At 57.8% G+C, this 2,828-nt stretch carries 2 protein-coding genes; both read right to left on the reverse strand.

What is annotated here, in order from left to right; translation table 11 throughout:
* The coding region (locus B2W52_RS18885; protein ID WP_286803901.1) for a YbgA family protein at nt 1-755 on the reverse strand (755 nt) is incomplete at its 3' end.
* A 103-nt stretch (nt 756-858) separates the two neighbouring features.
* On the reverse strand, nt 859-2,828 hold a 1,970-nt coding region (locus B2W52_RS18890; protein WP_286803902.1), incomplete at its 5' end, for a glycosyltransferase.

The raw sequence follows: 2,828 nt of genomic DNA on the forward strand, positions 1-2,828 counted from the left end.
CGCAGGTAGCCCATCAGGTGCTGCATGGCGTTCATGTGTGAACCCCGGCTCACCTTCTTGCTCATGGCCTCCATGAACAGGTGGATGTACCGCTCGGCGATGTCTTCCAGTGGCTCGGATTTCAAGTCCCCCAGCATGGGGCCGAGCTGGCGGTAGATCCTTTCCGAGTGTGCCAGAAGCTGGAACTTGTGGCGGGTATGAAACTCGATCAGCGCCTTGGCGGAGAGCTTGTCGCCGGCCACGTTCTGCATCCAGTCGTCGTAGGCAAACACCCGCTCAATGAAGTTTTCCCGGATCATGTCATCATTGAGGCGTCCTTCCTCCTCCACCGGCATCAGCGGGTAGGCTTGCAGCAGCGCCTCGGCGAACATGCCCCGGCCATCCCGTCGGGTCACGTTGCCTTCCTCGTTATGGACCTTGATCCGCTCCATGCCACAGCTGGGTGACTTGGCCATCAGGATGTAACCGCGCAGGTCCGCCAGGGTGGGCATGATCTGGTCGATAAAGCCCTGCATGGCGTCGGTATGATCCGCTGCCCCTTTGGTTTCAATCAGGCGCAGGCCATCGCTGTACTCGCGCAGGTGGATGGCAGGGCGGGGTACGCCCAGGCCGGCTTCCAGCTCCGGGCAGATGGAGCGGAAATCAAAGTGCTTTGAAAGCACTTGGGTGCAGTAACGGGAATGTTTATGGCCGCCATCATGGCGAACTTCCTTGCCTAGCAGGCAGGTGCTGATTCCGACGGGGATGCCGCTCACGTTAGTCTCCGATAATTCAGTCGGTACGATGGCTAAAACTGTCTTTTTAATACGTGAATTCAGTCTAGCCCGATCAGGTCGCCGCGAAAAACCGTAACCCTACCTATTCCGGGTTGCTTGCTGATCCTTTACGTTTCTTCGCAAACATGGCCAGGCTGGTGGCGTAAATGGTACGAACGTCACTGGCAAACTGCTCCACGGAATAGTCGCTGGCAAACTCCAGGGCCTGGGAGGAAAGCTTGTCACGCAGTTCGTCGTCTTCCAGCAGTTTTTTGACCTGCGCCCGCCACTGGTCCTGTTTCTCCGGCGTCTTGAATCCGTTGAACCCGTACCGAACCACGTCTTCAATACCGCTGGATCGAACCGCTACCACCGGCAAGCCGGCCGCCATGGCCTCCAGGACTACCATGCCCTGGGTTTCAGATATCGAGGCAAACAGGAAGGCGTCACCCAGCCGGTACCAGATAGCCATTTCGTCCGGCGGAACGGCGCCGACCAGGGTGAAGTGCTCTTGAAGCCCAAGGTCTTCAATCTTCTTCTGCAGCCGGTCTTTCTGGTGGCCATCGCCGATCATCAGGAACCGGAACGGCACATCGGTTTCCCGTCTCAGGGCATCAATGGCCTCGATCATGAAGTCGATATTTTTCTCGTTGGAGAGCCGGGAAACGCTGACGAATAGTTTCTCATTCTTAAGCTGCAGCTTCTCCCGCAGTGCCTCAACGTCCTTCTCCTGAACCTCCTGGAATTTGTGGTATTCGATGCCCGTGGGCTGCACGAAGGTTGGTGTTTTTACCCCGATCATCCTCAGGTATTCCTCGGTGGAGTAGGTCGGCACGATCACCCCGTCGCACTTGTTGGCAAAGCGCTTGATCAGGGCGTGGGAAATCAGGTTCCGGAACAGCATGCCGGGCAGGGGCACAAAGTGGGCGTAGTGCTCCAGACGGGTATGGTAGGTATAGATAGCTGGTATCCGGAGGGTGCGCGCCACGAACAGTCCCAGGGACCCAAGCCAGAACGGATGATGCAGGTGGATAATATCCGGCTTGAACGCCCGGACTCGCTTGCGTATCCGACCCAGGAAGATATTGGCCAGCCGGAATTCGCGCTTCTCTCCCATGGCCAGAAGCGAGGGTACCCGCAGCACGTGGGGCTCGGCCTCGGGCTGGCCCTTGTAGCGCGGCGCCACCACAAGCAGTTTGTCGCCCAGCGCTTCCAGACCGCGCCGCAGGCGTTCAATGGAAATCGGCACACCGCCAATGAAGGGCAGGTAGTTGTTGGTGAACATGGCCACCCGCATCGGCTTTTCGAGCCAGGGGGCCGGGTCCAGATCGTAGTCCGGGTAATAGTCCTTGGCGATGAAAATGGCACCATACAGTTTGATGGCAATGGCCGAGAACACCGCGACGATCAGAATAAAGTTGAGGTAACCGGTGTAGAACAGGGAGTAAATAAAGAACCAGAGACTTTCCAGTCGCTTCAGAACCGGGTGCTGGCCCACTTCCAGGCGCTGCAGTCTGTGTGTTACCTCACCATCCGCGTCTACATTCACCTGCACGTAGTGATAGAAACTGGTGTCGTTGTTCATTACCAGGCCACCGGCGCCGCCCGTCGTAACGAAGGTGGTGTCTCCTACCGTCTTTTCCGAATAGAGCGATAGATTGGCGGAAAACACCCGGTCCACGTCATGTTCTTCGATGGCCTGGAGCAGTGCGTCCCGGAACTCGGGCGGCGCCAGGTAATCATCCTTCTGGTCGAACGGGGCATTCTCGTCCGGATGAAGGGGAGGGTGACCGATGAACAGGATCCTCGCCTTCGAAGTGTCCTGGGCCAGCAAATCCTTCAGCCAGCGGATCTGCCAGCGCCAGGGGGTTTTACCGGTGCTGTCCAGGAAAATCAGCCGGCTGTTGCCAGCCTCAATACTGAAGAAATGCGGACCAAAGTGATCGTAGAAACGGAAACTGCCAAAGTCCTCGTACTCGTGGGCGCCAAAGGTCAGCAGATAAGGAATGCCCAGATGGCTCAGGGTGCCGTAGAGCGCCCGGTACTTGTCCTCGCCGCCACCACTGACCGCGT

Origin of the sequence: Marinobacter sp. UBA2498 (assembly GCF_002341575.1) — a bacterium.
GTDB lineage: Bacteria > Pseudomonadota > Gammaproteobacteria > Pseudomonadales > Oleiphilaceae > Marinobacter > Marinobacter manganoxydans.